The sequence below is a fragment of the Streptomyces sp. QH1-20 genome (assembly GCF_041283565.1).
In the GTDB taxonomy this organism is placed as follows: Bacteria; Actinomycetota; Actinomycetes; order Streptomycetales; family Streptomycetaceae; genus Streptomyces; species Streptomyces syringius.
On sequence record NZ_CP166299.1, the window covers coordinates 2,063,852 to 2,077,831 of the forward strand.

The window sequence follows — 13,980 nt, forward strand, 5'->3', positions numbered from 1 at the left end:
CAGCCCGTCCGGCGATTGAGGACGCGCCCGCAGGGCAGCCGCCGCCTCGTCACGTGAGTCGGCCCCGCCGCCGGGCGTCCGAAGGGAACGTCCGGCGACGGGGCCGACCGAGTGGTAAAGACCTACGCGCCCGCGCTCAGGCGCGGCGCGCCCGCGTGGCCGTCTTCTTGACGGCCGTCTTCTTGGCGGGTGCGGCCTTCTTCGCCGCAGCCGCCTTGGCCGTCGTCTTCTTGGCCGTGGCCTTCTTGGCGGCCGCGGTCGTCGTGACCGTCGCCTTCGCGACCCCGGTCTTCCGGACTGCGGCCGGCGCGGTCTTCTTCGCCGGGGCCTTCCGGCCGCCGTTGCCGCGTGCCTTGGTCACCGCCGCGTCGCTCACGCGGTCGCCCAGCAGCTCACGCAGGAACTTTCCGGTGTGGCTGCCCGGGACGGAGGCGACCTCCTCCGGGGTGCCCTCGGCGACGACGAGTCCGCCGCCGCTGCCGCCCTCCGGGCCCATGTCGACGACCCAGTCCGCCGTCTTGATCACATCAAGGTTGTGCTCGATGACGATCACGCTGTTGCCCTTGTCGACCAGTCCGGACAGCACCTTGATCAGCTTGCTGATGTCCTCGAAGTGCAGCCCGGTGGTGGGCTCGTCGAGCACATAGACCGTGCGGCCCGTCGATCGCTTCTGTAGCTCGCTCGCGAGCTTCACCCGCTGGGCCTCGCCACCGGAGAGCGTCGGCGCGGACTGGCCGAGCCGGACGTACCCGAGCCCGACCTCGTGGAGCGTGCGCAGGTGGCGGGCGATGGTCGGCACGGCCTCGAAGAAGTCCAGCGCCTCCTCGATGGGCATGTCCAGCACCTCGGCGATGGACTTGCCCTTGTAGTGCACCTCCAGGGTCTCCCGGTTGTAGCGCGCGCCGTGGCAGACCTCGCACGGCACGTACACATCCGGCAGGAAGTTCATCTCGATCTTGATGGTGCCGTCGCCGGAGCAGTTCTCGCAGCGGCCGCCCTTGACGTTGAAGGAGAAGCGGCCGGGCAGATAGCCGCGGACCTTCGCCTCCATCGTCTCCGCGAAGAGCTTGCGGACGTGGTCGAAGACGCCGGTGTACGTGGCCGGGTTGGAGCGCGGCGTACGGCCGATGGGCGACTGGTCGACGTGCACGACCTTGTCCACCAGGTCGTCGCCGTCGACACGGGTGTGCCGGCCGGGGACGGTCCGCGCCGCGTTCAGCTCACGGGCCAGGTGGGTGTAGAGGATGTCGTTGACCAGGGTCGACTTGCCCGACCCGGACACACCGGTGACGGCCGTGAGCACGCCGAGCGGGAAGGAGACGTCGATGTCCTGGAGATTGTTCTCGCGGGCGCCGCGCACCGTCAGCCGGCGGTCGAGGTCCACCGGCCGGCGGCTCTCCGGCATGGCGATGGACTTCTTGCCGACGAGGTACTGCCCGGTCATCGACTCCTTGTTGGCCAGCAGCTCCTTCAGCGGGCCGCTGTGCACCACCTTGCCACCGTGCTCGCCCGCGCCCGGGCCGATGTCGACGACCCAGTCCGCGACCTTGATGGTGTCCTCGTCGTGCTCGACGACGATCAGGGTGTTGCCCATGTCGCGCAGGCGCACGAGGGTCTCGATCAGGCGGTGGTTGTCGCGCTGGTGCAGGCCGATGGACGGCTCGTCCAGGACGTAGAGCACGCCGACGAGGCCGGAGCCGATCTGGGTGGCGAGCCGGATGCGCTGGGCCTCGCCACCGGAGAGGGTGCCCGCGGCCCGGTTCAGCGAGAGGTAGTCCAGGCCGACGTCGACCAGGAACCGCAGCCGCTCGTTGACCTCCTTGAGCACCCGCTCGGCGATCTTCTTCTCGCGGCCGGTGAGCTTCATGTCCCGGAGGAAGTCGGCGCACTCGCTGATCGACATCGCGGCGACCTCCGCGATGGACCGCTCCTGCACGGTGACCGCGAGGACGATCGGCTTGAGCCGTGTGCCCTCACAGGTCGGGCAGGGCACCTCGCGCATATAGCCCTCGAAGCGCTCGCGGCTGGAGTCGCTCTCCGCCTCCGAGTGCCGCCGCTTGACGAACGGCACCGCGCCCTCGAAGGACGTGGTGTATGCGCGCTCGCGCCCGTAGCGGTTGCGGTAGCGGACCTCGATCTGCGTCTTGTGGCCGTGCAGCAGCGCCTTTTTGGCCCGCTGCGGGAGCCCCGCCCAGGGGATGTCCATACGGAAGCCGAGCTCGTCGGCCAGGGCGCCCACCAGACGGCTGAAGTAGTCCTTGGTGTGGCCGTGGGACCAGGGGTTGATCGCGCCCTCGTCGAGGGACTTGTCCTCGTCGGGGACGATCAGCTCCGGGTCGACCTCCATGCGGGTGCCGATGCCGGTGCAGTCCGGGCAGGCGCCGAAGGGCGAGTTGAAGGAGAAGGAGCGCGGCTCCAGCTCCTCGAAGGACAGGTCGTCGTACGGGCAGTAGAGGTGCTCGGAGTACATCCGCTCACGCTCGGGGTCGTCCTCGGCGAGATCGACGAAGTCGAGGATGACCATGCCGCCGGAGAGACCGAGCGCGGTCTCGACCGAGTCCGTCAGACGACGCTTGGCGCTGTCCTTGACGGTGAGGCGGTCGACGACCACCTCGATGGTGTGCTTCTCCTGCTTCTTGAGCTTGGGCGGCTCGGAGAGCTGGATCGTCTCGCCGTCGACCCGGGCACGGCTGTAGCCCTTGGTCTGGAGGTCGGAGAAGAGATCGACGAACTCGCCCTTGCGCTCGCGCACCAGCGGCGAGAGCACCTGGAAGCGGCTGCCCTCGGGCAGCTCGAGCACCCGGTCGACGATCGCCTGCGGCGACTGCCGGGAGATGGGCCGCGCGCACTCGGGGCAGTGCGGCTTGCCGATGCGGGCGAAGAGCAGACGGAGGTAGTCGTAGACCTCGGTGATGGTGCCGACCGTCGAGCGCGGGTTGCGCGAGGTCGACTTCTGGTCGATGGAGACGGCCGGGGACAGGCCCTCGATGAAGTCCACATCGGGCTTGTCCATCTGGCCCAGGAACTGGCGTGCGTAGGAGGAGAGCGACTCGACGTAACGACGCTGCCCCTCGGCGAAGATCGTGTCGAACGCGAGGGACGACTTGCCCGACCCCGAGAGTCCGGTGAAGACGATGAGGGAGTCACGCGGAAGGTCGAGCGAGACGTTCTTGAGGTTGTGCTCGCGAGCGCCACGGACGATAAGACGGTCTGCCACGCCGGTCGGCACCTTTCTTGAGAGTCGGCTCCGGGGAGCTTCCGAGGAGCTGCGGGGAGGGTTCGCTGCCCCTCGATCCAGAGTACGGGGGGCCACTGACAAGCGAGGGTCGGGCGAAGGCCGGCCACCGGATCGGCACGGTCCCGCGGCGTCGTCAGCGGCACCCTCGACCATATAGCACGTACATTCGATTTAGGGGCGGGATCGGACACCTTCACCCGAAGGTGTGGCCCCGCTATCGTCGGCGGCATGATTGATCATGTGCACGACCTCGACGCTGTACGTGAGGCCACCGACCGGCTGCTCTCCGCGATCGGCGAACTGGACAACGCGGCCGTCGCCGAGCCGTCACGGCTTCCCGGCTGGAGCCGTGGCCATCTTTTGGCCCATCTCGCCCGTAACGCGGACGCCCTCGTGAACGTCCTGGAGGGCCGTCCCATGTACGTGAGCGGCGAGGCCCGCGAGGCCGACATCGAGCGGGACGCGCCCCGTCCGCTCGAGGCGCAGCTCGCGGACCTGCGCGACAGCTCCGCCCGCTTCCTGCGGACGGCCGACGTGCCCGCGGACTGGAGCCGCACGATCGAGATGCGCAACGGCGTGACCGACTCCGCCGCGCGCGTCCCCTTCCGCCGGCTCGTCGAGGTCGAGCTGCACCACGTCGACCTCGGCATCGGTTACGAACTGAGGGACCTGTCCGACGAGTTCGTCGCCCGGGAGATCGACTTCCTCACGGAGCGCTTCACCGGCAACCCCGGCGTCCCCGCGTTGAGGCTGGAGGCGACTGATAAAAAGCACGGCGGAAAGCAGTGGTCCACCGGCCGGCCCGAGGGCGAGCCCGTCACCGTCTCCGGCCCTCCGGCGGTACTGATGGGCTGGCTCGCCGGACGGTGTGACGGCTCGGATCTCGAAACCGGTGGCGCTCCGCTGCCTTCTCTGCCTCCGCTATAGGGTGATCCCATGACGTACAGCGGAGCGGTAGAGGTCGGCGGACCTGCGGATGTACACGAGTTGGCCGATCTGATGATCTCCAAGGTCGCGGTCGGACCCATGAACAACAACGCCTATCTGCTGCGGTGCCGGGCGACGGACGAGCAGCTGCTGATCGACGCCGCCGCCGAGCCGCACACCCTGCTCGCCCTGATCGGCGACAGCGGTATCGCCTCCGTGGTGACGACCCACCAGCACGCCGACCACTGGGGCGCGCTGGCCGAGGTGGTGGCCGCCACCGGCGCCCGTACCTATGCCGGCCGTTACGACGCCGAGGGCATCCCGGTGGCGACGGACGTGCTCGTCGAGGACGGGGACACCATCCGGGTCGGCCGCGTGGAGCTGACGGCCCGCCACCTCGTCGGCCACACGCCGGGCAGCATCGCGCTCGTCTACGACGACCCGCACGGCCACGCGCACGTCTTCACCGGCGACTGCCTCTTCCCCGGCGGTGTGGGCAACACGCACGACGACCCCAAGGCGTTCGCCAGCCTCCTCGACGACGTCGAGACCAAGATCTTCGGTGCTCTCTCCGACGAGACCTGGGTCTACCCGGGCCACGGCAACGACACCACGCTGGGCGCCGAGCGCCCGCACCTCGCGGAATGGCGCGAGCGCGGCTGGTGACGCCGCCCCGGCCTGCCGGCCGGGCACATGACACGTCGAGAGACGTGCGAAACATCGAGAAGCATTGAACGGTAAGGACCGGCGGCCATGGGCCGCCGGTCCTTACCACTCTGCGCTGCCCGAGGGGGCGGCAGCGCGGAGGTACCGCCAAGGGGAGGCGGCGCCGGGCCGGGACGGGGGGGCGGAGGGCCCGGACACCGCTGTCGTTCCGACGGACCGGCCGATATCCGCCGCGCCCCGCGCCGCACTCCCCCACGCCCCGTTGCCTGCCATCTCCATGGAAGTTGGGCATTACATGCAACGAGACCGTTCACAGAGTTCACCGTCGATGTTCCGGCTGGCGACCGCCTCGCTGGCCGGTACCGCCATCGAGTTCTACGACTTCTTCGTCTACGGCACGGCCGCGGCGCTCGTCCTCGGCCCGCTTTTCTTTCCCACCGTCTCACCGCTGATCGGCACGCTCGCCGCCTTCGGCACCTTCGGCGTCGGGTTCCTCGCCCGCCCGCTCGGCTCCATTCTTTTCGGCCATATCGGCGACCGTCACGGGCGGCGCCCGGTCCTGATCGCGTCCCTGCTGCTGACCGGCCTGGCGACGGTCGCGGTCGGGCTGGTGCCCACCTACGACAGCATCGGCATCGCCGCCCCGGTGCTGCTGCTCGTCCTGCGCTTCGTCCAGGGCATCGGGCTCGGGGGCGAGTGGGGCGGTGCGGTGCTGCTGACCGCGGAACACGCGCCCGCCCACCGCCGGGTCCTGTGGTCCAGCTTCCCGCAGGTCGGCCCCTCCGTGGGTTTCGTCCTGGCCAACGGTCTGACACTCGCCCTGTCGGCCACGCTCACCGACGCGCAGTTCCTGTCCTGGGGCTGGCGGGTGCCGTTCTGGGCCGCGGGTCTCCTGGCGGCGGCCGGACTGCTGCTGCGCACCCAGCTCAGCGAGACGCCTGCCTTCCAGGAACTGGCCGCCAAGGAGAGCCGCGCCTCGCTGCCGCTGGCCGAGCTCGTGCGCGGCCACTGGCGGCTCGTCCTGCTGACCGCGGGCGGCCTCGCGGCGGGTTACGCCGTCTTCTACACGGTCACGACCTGGTCGCTCGCCTACGCCACCGAGACGCTCCACGTCGACCGCACGGTCATGCTGGCCTGCATCATGGTCGCGGTCGCCGCCCAGGGCGTGGCGACCCCGCTGGCCGCCCTGCTCGGCGACCGCTATGGGCGCCGCCCGCTGTGCCTGATCGGCTGCACCGCCATGGCGCTGTGGATGGTCCCTCTGGTGGCGCTGCTGCAGACCGGCCGGCCGGTGCTGATGCTGCTGGGCTTCGTCGTCGCGATGCTGTCCTTCACCGCCACGTTCGCCGTCACCGGGGCCTATCTCCCCGAGCTCTACGAGCCCCGGGTGCGCTGCACGGGCGCGGCCGTCGGCTACAACCTGGCGGGCGTCCTGGGCGGGGCCCTCACGCCGATCGTGGCGACCGCGGCGTCCCAGGGCGACGGACCGCCCTGGGGTGTCGCCGGCTATCTGACCGCGATCGCCCTGCTGAGCCTCGGCTGCTTCGCGCTGCTGCCCGACACCCGCCCGGCTCCGGCGACCCCCGGCCCGGCCGCGGAGTACGCGACCGCGTAGGGCCTGGCCGGCCGGTCCCTGTCGGCGGCTCACCCGCCGTGTCGTCCGCACCACCGCTGCGCGGCTGTGTCCTCAAACGCCGGACGGGCTGGTGGTGGCCGAGCGCAGCCACCACCAGCCCGCCGAGGCCGCTGGCCGAAGCCACGGCGGACAGGCTCTAGACCAGGCTGTTGTCCCTGTCCTCGGCCGGCTCCGCCGCATCGGCCGGCTCCTGCTTCTTGGAGGCGTAGAGGCTGGTGACGGTCGTGACGACCAGGACCGCGCAGATGACGCCGAGCGAGACCGGAATGCTGATCTCGGGGACGCCGACGCCGTTCTCGTGCAGGGCGTGCAGCACGAGCTTGACGCCGATGAAGCCGAGGATGATCGACAGCCCGTAGGAGAGGTGGACCAGCTTCCGCAGCAGGCCACCGATCAGGAAGTACAGCTGACGCAGGCCCATCAGGGCGAAGGCGTTGGCGGTGAAGACGATGTACGGGTCCTGGGTGAGGCCGAAGATGGCCGGGATCGAGTCCAGGGCGAAGAGCACATCGGTGGTGCCGATCGCCAGCATGACGATCAGCATCGGGGTCATCAGGCGCTTGCCGTTCTCGACGACGAAGAGCTTGGTGCCGTGGTACTTGTCCGTGGACGGGAAGCGCTTCTCGACCAGCTTCAGGAAGCGGTTCTCCTCGAACTCCTCTTCTTCCGCGTCGGCGCGCGCCTCCTGGATGAGCTTCCAGGCGGTCCAGATGAGGAAGGCGCCGAAGATGTAGAAGACCCAGGAGAAGTTGGCGATGATCGCCGCGCCCGCCCCGATGAAACCGGCGCGCAGGACGAGGGCGATCAGCACACCGACCATGAGCACGCGCTGCTGGTAGATCGGCGGGACCGCGAACTTCGCCATGATCAGGACGAAGACGAAGAGGTTGTCGACGCTCAGGGACTTCTCGGTGATGAAGCCCGCGAAGAACTCACCGGCCGGCTGGCCGCCGCCGAAGAAGAGCAGCCCCAGCCCGAAGAGTCCCGCGAGGGCGATCCAGACCGCGGTCCAGATCCCGGCCTCCTTGATGGAGACCTCATGGGGCTTGCGGCCCCCTATGAAGAAGTCGGCGGCGATGAGGGCACACAGACCAAGAATGGTCAGCACCCACAGGGTCAGGGAAACGTCCACTGTTCCTCCGGCACTCTGTACGGCAACTACCAGCGTCGTCGCTGCCGGAGGAACATCCACCCGCGCTCAGTCCACGGGTCCTCCTCCGTACAAAAAACAGTACAGGAAGGCCCAAGAAATAGTAAAGAAACCACCAAAACCCCTGGTCAGGCACTCTTTGCCAAGTAAGGCCGTGCGCTGGATCCGCGCTAGATCCCGTACGCCCGCCGGGCCTGGCCGACCTGCCACAGCACCTGCCGCAACACCTCGCTCCCGGCCGGAACGAGCGAGGGCTCATAGGTCCAGGCATGACCCACCCAGGGATCGGCGAGGTGGTCGGAGGGCACCGGGGTGATCCTCAGCAGGGCACGCCAGAGCGGGTCGAGCACCGGCCCGTACACCCGGGAGTCCTCCCGGTCGGCCACCATCATCAGGTGCACCCCCACGGCCGGTCCCTCGTCCGCGAGGTAGCGCAGCTGGGTGACGGCCCGGTCGTCGAAACCGTGCGGGAAGTCATTGACGATCAGCAGCTGCTCGGCGACATCGAGGTCCGGCGGCAGGGAATCGACGGCCCCGCTGCGGACCGCCATCTGCACCAGGTCGACGCGGCGCGTCAGCCGCGCCAGCAGCGCGGTCACCCCCTGGGCCCCGGCCGCCGGAGGCTCCTTCAGCGCCCCGGACTCCAACAGCGGCGCCAGGGCGCCACCAGCCGACCCCGCCGGGTCGATGACGTGCACCGTGAGGTCACCGACCGGGTAGACGGCCAGCAGCCGCGCGGCGTGCGCGACGGCCGTGTCCATGGCCAGCCGACGCAGCTCGGCGGAGTCCACCAGGCCGGCGTCCGTGCCGTCCGACCGGCCGCTGTCGATCCACAGCCCGCGCTCCAGCGGCAGCCGCACCAGCATGGGGATGCGCAGATTCGTGCGCTCCGGCAGGCGCAGATCGCCCAGGCGCAGGGCCATCGGGGTCTCCAGCGGCACCTGGTACCCCTGCCAGACCGGGCTGTCCCAGCGGGCGAAGGCGGGCGGCAGGGCGTGCTCGACGACCTCGGACTCGGCGGCGAGCTGGGCGAGGTCCCGGTCGAGGGCGGCACGGGCCTGCTCGACGAGCGCGTCCTGCTTGGCGCGCGCCTCCTGCCGGGCGGCGTCGGCAGCGGGCCCGACCCGGGTGCGCGGGTCGGAAAGCACCCGGTCCAGCTCCTGCTCCAGGCGGGACTCGGCGAAGTCGACCGCGCTGCGGTACGCGGCGGTGGTGCGGGCCAGGTCCTCGAACATGCCCCAGACCTGGTTGTACAGCCGCTCGTTCATCGTCCAGCCGCTGGCGTCACCCGCCACAGGCCGGGCGGGCTGCCCCGGCTCGGCCGGCGGCGCGGCGGGCGCGGGCTCCGGCGGCGTCGACGTCCGGCGGCGGGGGTGCTGGTAGCTGACGGGGCCGCCCGCGGCCGGGGGCTGCGCTCCCGCCGGGCCGCCCGCGAGACCGTCGCCGGGGGCGGGCGCCTCCGGGTCGTGGCCGGGCCGTACGGCCGGGCGGCCGGCGTCCATGGCGCTCCCGCCGGACTGTGCCGCGCGGCGCGCGGCGCCCTCCTGCTGGGCCAGGCGGGGCGGCGGTGGGGCGACGGCGCGCGCCATGCCCCCGGCGACGGCCTCGTCGATCTCCTGGGCCGTCTCGGCCGCCCGGGGCAGCCCCTGGTCGGCGAGCATCGCGGCCAGACCGCCCGCGTAGCCCTGGCCGACGGCCCGCACCTTCCAGGCGCCCTGCCGGCGGTAGAGCTCCAGGGCGACGACGGCCGACTCCGCGTCCAGGTCGGTGATGGTGTAGCTGACGACCTCGGCGCCCTCCAGCGAGGTGACGGCGAGGAACGGCGCCGCCATGTCGCCGAAGCGGGCGGGGCCGCCCCCGCCGGCCGGCAGGGCGAGCAGCACGTTGACACGGTGGACGGCCTCCGGGACGGCGTCCAGGTCGACGGCCAGCCGGTGGTCGGCGGCCGCCTGGCGGGACACCTCGAGTCCGGGGAGCTGGGGCGAGGCGGGGTGCGCGACCCACGCGGCGTCGGCGATCTTGCCGTTCGCGTCACCGAGGGTGGCTCCCGCCACCACCGGAGTGCCCGCCGAGACCCTGATCTCCAGGCGGGTCTCGGGCAGCGGGTGGTTCTGCCCCCGCGTCAGCTCGGCCGTCATCGCCGTTCCCCCTTGTTGTGCCGCGCTCGTCGCGCCGCGCTCGTCTGTACCGAGCGGGCCCGGCGGAACTGTCTCCGCCGGGCCCGGTCCTACCGCTGACTGTCTGCCGCCGAGCCCTACAGGCTCGCCTGGACCGCCGGGATGAGGTCCTGGAAGGTCCGGCCGTTGGCCGGGGTGCCGATGGCCGTCATCGCCCAGCCGTTGCCCGCGCGGTGCACCTTCGCCATGATCTGCGCGGTGTACTGCCCGCCGCCGTCGAGGGTGTAGCGGGCCAGCTCCTGGCCGGTGGTCTCGTCGACCAGGCGGCAGAACGCGTTCTGCACCTCGCCGAAGGTCTGGCCGGTGAAGGAGTTCACCGTGAAGGCGATCTCGTTGATGTGCACGGGGACGCGCTGCAGGTCGACGAGGATCGCCTCGTCGTCGCCGCCCTGGCCCGCACCGCCCACGCGGTTGTCGCCGGTGTGCCGCACCGAGCCGTCGTCGCTGACCAGCTTCTGGAAGAAGACCACGTCGACGGGCTGCTTGTCGGCGAAGAGCAGCGCCGACGCGTCGAGGTCGATCTCCCTCGTGCGCGACCCGAACAGTCCGCGGCGGGGGGCGGCCTGCCAGCCCAGCCCCATCCGTACCGCGGTCAGGGTGCCCCCGTCGGCCTTCTGCAGGCTGATGCCCTGACCCTTGGACAAGTTGACCGTCACGCGCAGTCCCTTCTCGTTTTCTCTCGTGTTGCCCCGTGACCGCGCGCTCGGCGCGGTCTCCTCCCACGACCCTATGCACTGTCACCGGCCGCGAGCACACCCGAGGAGGGTTTGTGGCGGTCTTGCAACATCTCCGCCGACACGGCCGGCCGGCGCCCCTCCTGCCCGGTCCCGTCAGGACCAGGCAGGCCCCCGTCAGACCAGGCAGGTCCCGTCAGGCCAGGCCGGCCTCGCGCATCTGCCGCAGCTCCTTCTTCAACTCGCCCACCTCGTCGCGCAGCCGGGCGGCGACCTCGAACTGCAGCTCCGCCGCGGCCGCCCGCATGCGGTCCGTCATGTCCTCGATGAGCTGGGCCAGTTCCGCCGCGGGGCGGTCCGTCGCGACGACCGCCTTGCCCTTGCCCTTGCCCTTGGCCGCCTTGCCTCCTGCCTTGCCGGAGGCGGCCGTGGGGACGGGGGCCTTGCCCCCCTCGGCCTGGCGGTAGCCGGAACCCAGCAGCTCCTGGGTGTCGATCTCCTCACGGGCGATCGTGGCGACGATGTCACCGATCTTCTTGCGCAGCGGCTGCGGGTCGATGCCCCGCTCCTTGTTGTACGCGATCTGCTTCTCGCGGCGGCGGTTGGTCTCCTCGATGGCCTTCTCCATCGCCGGAGTGACCTTGTCGGCGTACATGTGGACCTGGCCGGAGACATTGCGCGCCGCGCGGCCGATGGTCTGGATCAGGGAGGTCCCCGAGCGCAGGAAGCCCTCCTTGTCGGCGTCCAGGATGGCGACCAGGGACACCTCGGGCAGGTCGAGGCCCTCACGCAGCAGGTTGATGCCGACCAGGACGTCGTACTCACCGGCGCGCAGCTCGCGCAGCAGCTCGATGCGGCGCAGCGTGTCGACGTCGCTGTGCAGATAGCGCACGGCGATGCCCAGCTCGAGGAAGTAGTCCGTGAGGTCCTCGGCCATCTTCTTGGTCAGCGTGGTGACCAGGACCCGCTCGTCCTTCTCCGTGCGGGTGCGGATCTCGTGCACCAGGTCGTCGATCTGCCCCTCGGTGGGCTTGACGACGACCTCGGGGTCGACGAGACCGGTGGGCCGGATGATCTGCTCGACGAAGCCGTCGCCGCGGGACAGCTCGTACTTCCCCGGGGTCGCGGAGAGGTAGACGGTCTGCCCGATGCGCTCGACGAACTCCTCCCACTTCAGCGGGCGGTTGTCCATGGCCGACGGCAGCCGGAAGCCGTGCTCGACGAGGGTGCGCTTACGGGAGGCGTCCCCCTCGTACATCGCGCCGATCTGCGGGACGGTGACATGCGACTCGTCGATGACCAGCAGGAAGTCTTCGGGGAAGTAGTCGATCAGGGTGTTCGGCGGGGAGCCGGGCTCGCGGTCGTCCATGTGCAGCGAGTAGTTCTCGATGCCGGAGCAGGAGCCGACCTGGCGCATCATCTCGATGTCGTACGTGGTGCGCATGCGCAGCCGCTGGGCCTCGAGGAGCTTGCCCTGCTTCTCCATCCGGGCGAGGGTCTCCGCCAGCTCGGCCTCGATCCCCGCGACGGCCTTCTCCATCCGCTCGGGGCCGGCGATGTAGTGGCTGGCGGGGAAGACGTACAGCTCCCGGTCGTCGGAGATGACCTCGCCGGTGAGCGGGTGGAGCGTGGAGAGCGCCTCGATCTCGTCACCGAACATCTCGATCCGGACGGCCAGTTCCTCGTAGACCGGGAAGATCTCGATGGTGTCACCGCGCACCCGGAACGTGCCGCGCGTGAAGGCCATGTCATTGCGCGTGTACTGGATCTCCACGAAGCGGCGCAGCAGCTGGTCCCGGTCGATCTCCTCGCCGACCTTGAGCGGCACCATGCGGTCCACGTACTCCTGGGGCGTACCGAGGCCGTAGATGCAGGAGACCGAGGCCACCACGACCACGTCACGCCGGGTGAGCAGGGAATTCGTCGCGGAGTGGCGCAGCCGCTCGACCTCCTCGTTGATCGAGGAGTCCTTCTCGATGTAGGTGTCCGACTGGGGGACGTACGCCTCGGGCTGGTAGTAGTCGTAGTACGAGACGAAGTACTCGACCGCGTTATTGGGCAGGAGCTCGCGGAATTCATTGGCGAGCTGGGCCGCGAGGGTCTTGTTCGGCGCCATGACGAGCGTCGGCCGCTGGAGCTTCTCGATCATCCACGCCGTGGTCGCCGACTTGCCGGTGCCGGTCGCCCCGAGCAGGACGACATCCTTCTCACCGGCGCGGATGCGCCGCTCCAGATCGGCGATGGCCGTGGGCTGGTCACCGCTGGGCTGGAAGGGACTGACGACCTCGAAGGGCGCCACCGTGCGTTCGATCTTTGATACGGGCCGCATGAGACCACCGTACGGCCCACCACTGACAACGGCCGGGCTCCGTGCGTTCGGCCCCTGTTTTCCAGGCGAACGGGCGGCGAAGAGCCGGCGAAGGTCTCCGGCTCCGGGTGTCCGGGGCGGCGCGATCGCGTACTTGTCTTCTGTACATCTTTTCCGTAGACACAGGGCCTGGACGCCACCGCGTCCGCGATCCCAGACGCCGCGAGGAGCCCCCTATGCGCATCCGCCCCGTCTCCACCGTGACCAGCGCGATTCTCGGGTTGTCCCTGCCCGCCCTGCTCCTCGCCGGCCCGGCCGCGGCGCAGCCCGTCGCGGCACGGCCCACCACCGCCGTCACCCCGCTGAACACCTTCGCGATCGCCCATCGGGGGGTACCGGTCGAAGCCCCGGAGAACACCCTGGCGTCGATCGACAGAGCCGCCGGGCTGGGTATCGAATGGGTGGAGAACGACGTCCAGCGCACCAAGGACGGCGTCCTGATCATCATGCACGACACCTCCCTGGCCCGGACGACCGATGTCGAACAGCGCTATCCGCGCCGCGCGCCCTGGAAGGTCGCGGACTTCACCCTCGCCGAGATCCGGAAGCTGGACGCGGGCAGCTGGTTCGACCGGCGCTTCAAGGGCGAGCGGGTGCCGACGCTGCGCAGCTACCTCAGGCGGGTGGACCACAACCGGCAGAAGCTGCTGCTGGAGGTCAAGGAGCCCGGCCTCTACCCGGGCATCGAGGAGCAGCTGGTCACGGAGCTGCGCCGGGCGGGCTGGCTCGACGCGCGGCACGTGGCGCGCAGGCTGGTCGTCCAGAGCTTCGACGCGAACTCCCTGAAGACCTTCCACCGGCTCCGCCCGGACGTGAAAACGGGCTTCCTGGGCGCCCCGAAGGCCGCGGACCTCCGCTCGTACGCGAAGTTCGTCGATCAGATCAACCCCAACCACAAGAGCGTCACCGCCGACTGGGTGAAGGCGGTCCACGCGCTGAAGGGCCCGCAGGGCAAGCGGCTGACGGTCTCGGCGTGGACCGTCGACGACGGCCGGCGGGCGGTGGCCCTCGCGCGCCTGGGGGTGGACGGCATCATCAGCAACGCGCCGCACGTGGTGGAGGAGGCGCTCGACGAGGAATCCGGCATCATCTCGGCCATGGGCGGCGGGGGCTCGCTGTAGGAGCACGCCGGGCCGCCACGGGG

Annotated in this window: 9 protein-coding genes; 4 read left to right on the forward strand and 5 right to left on the reverse strand. The window is 70.3% G+C overall.

The window, feature by feature from the left end; genetic code table 11:
• Positions 1-136: 136 nt before the first annotated feature.
• Complete coding sequence (gene uvrA / locus AB8O64_RS09215; RefSeq protein ID WP_370418710.1) at positions 137-3,217, reverse strand: excinuclease ABC subunit UvrA; 3,081 nt, start codon at positions 3,215-3,217, stop codon at positions 137-139.
• A 249-nt stretch (positions 3,218-3,466) separates the two neighbouring features.
• Here uvrA and AB8O64_RS09220 point away from each other — a divergent pair, with 249 nt between their 5' ends.
• From AB8O64_RS09220 to AB8O64_RS09230, 3 genes are all read left to right on the forward strand, one after another.
• Positions 3,467-4,165: a maleylpyruvate isomerase family mycothiol-dependent enzyme gene (locus AB8O64_RS09220; protein WP_370418711.1), complete on the forward strand. Its 699-nt coding sequence runs from the start codon at positions 3,467-3,469 to the stop codon at positions 4,163-4,165.
• Between the two features lie 9 nt (positions 4,166-4,174).
• Positions 4,175-4,831 carry an MBL fold metallo-hydrolase gene (locus tag AB8O64_RS09225; RefSeq protein ID WP_370418712.1) on the forward strand — a complete coding sequence of 219 codons (657 nt, stop codon included), beginning with the start codon at positions 4,175-4,177 and terminating at the stop codon, positions 4,829-4,831.
• A gap of 328 nt (positions 4,832-5,159) precedes the next feature.
• A complete protein-coding gene (locus AB8O64_RS09230; RefSeq protein ID WP_370418713.1) occupies positions 5,160-6,446 on the forward strand; it encodes an MFS transporter in 1,287 nt (428 codons plus the stop codon).
• Between the two features lie 157 nt (positions 6,447-6,603).
• Here AB8O64_RS09230 and AB8O64_RS09235 read toward each other — a convergent pair whose 3' ends face one another.
• The 4 genes from AB8O64_RS09235 to uvrB form a co-directional block, all read right to left on the reverse strand.
• Complete coding sequence (locus tag AB8O64_RS09235; RefSeq protein WP_370418714.1) at positions 6,604-7,599, reverse strand: TerC family protein; 996 nt, start codon at positions 7,597-7,599, stop codon at positions 6,604-6,606.
• A 188-nt stretch (positions 7,600-7,787) separates the two neighbouring features.
• Complete coding sequence (locus AB8O64_RS09240) at positions 7,788-9,755, reverse strand: TerD family protein (RefSeq protein WP_370418715.1); 1,968 nt, start codon at positions 9,753-9,755, stop codon at positions 7,788-7,790.
• Between the two features lie 116 nt (positions 9,756-9,871).
• Positions 9,872-10,450: a TerD family protein gene (locus AB8O64_RS09245; RefSeq protein ID WP_130877228.1), complete on the reverse strand. Its 579-nt coding sequence runs from the start codon at positions 10,448-10,450 to the stop codon at positions 9,872-9,874.
• Between the two features lie 214 nt (positions 10,451-10,664).
• A complete protein-coding gene (uvrB, locus tag AB8O64_RS09250) occupies positions 10,665-12,797 on the reverse strand; it encodes an excinuclease ABC subunit UvrB (RefSeq protein WP_370418716.1) in 2,133 nt (710 codons plus the stop codon).
• Positions 12,798-13,012: 215 nt separating this feature from the next.
• Here uvrB and AB8O64_RS09255 point away from each other — a divergent pair, with 215 nt between their 5' ends.
• Positions 13,013-13,957 (forward strand): glycerophosphodiester phosphodiesterase, encoded by a 945-nt coding sequence (locus AB8O64_RS09255; RefSeq protein ID WP_370418717.1) that lies wholly within the window; start codon positions 13,013-13,015, stop codon positions 13,955-13,957.
• Positions 13,958-13,980: the final 23 nt, after the last annotated feature.

Bases quoted from the DNA above. Each gene is read 5' to 3' on its own strand.
- AB8O64_RS09220 (WP_370418711.1), top strand. From the start codon at position 3,467: ATGATTGATCATGTGCACGACCTCGACGCTGTACGTGAGGCCACCGAC.
- AB8O64_RS09225 (WP_370418712.1), top strand. From the start codon at position 4,175: ATGACGTACAGCGGAGCGGTAGAGGTCGGCGGACCTGCGGATGTACAC.
- AB8O64_RS09230 (WP_370418713.1), top strand. From the start codon at position 5,160: ATGTTCCGGCTGGCGACCGCCTCGCTGGCCGGTACCGCCATCGAGTTC.
- AB8O64_RS09240 (WP_370418715.1), bottom strand. From the start codon at position 9,755: ATGACGGCCGAGCTGACGCGGGGGCAGAACCACCCGCTGCCCGAGACC.
- uvrB (WP_370418716.1), bottom strand. From the start codon at position 12,797: ATGCGGCCCGTATCAAAGATCGAACGCACGGTGGCGCCCTTCGAGGTC.
- AB8O64_RS09255 (WP_370418717.1), top strand. From the start codon at position 13,013: ATGCGCATCCGCCCCGTCTCCACCGTGACCAGCGCGATTCTCGGGTTG.